This window comes from Sporosarcina cascadiensis (assembly GCF_009650995.1).
Taxonomy (GTDB): domain Bacteria; phylum Bacillota; class Bacilli; order Bacillales_A; family Planococcaceae; genus Sporosarcina; species Sporosarcina cascadiensis.
The window spans coordinates 1-228 of sequence record NZ_WHVV01000059.1; the positions used below are offsets into that span (position 1 = coordinate 1).

Below are 228 nucleotides of genomic sequence, written 5' to 3' on the forward strand. Positions count from 1 at the left end.
AACTCTCCATAATAGAGAAATTCGAGTTAGCTCGAGTTTCTTGCTGGCATCATTTAAGATACTCATTTTGTTTGTGTAACTAGAGTGCACAAACTGTATTTCGTTAACGTTTTGCTGTTCAGTTTTCAAGGATCATTTAATAAAATATGAATGGTGGAGCCTAGCGGGATCGAACCGCTGACCTCCTGCGTGCAAGGCAGGCGCTCTCCCAGCTGAGCTAAGGCCCCG

1 tRNA gene is annotated in these 228 nt (G+C 44.3%); it reads right to left on the reverse strand.

From position 1 onward, the window contains the following. Positions 1 to 151: 151 nt before the first annotated feature. A tRNA-Ala gene (locus tag GDZ68_RS18030) sits at positions 152 to 227 on the reverse strand. Position 228: the final 1 nt, after the last annotated feature.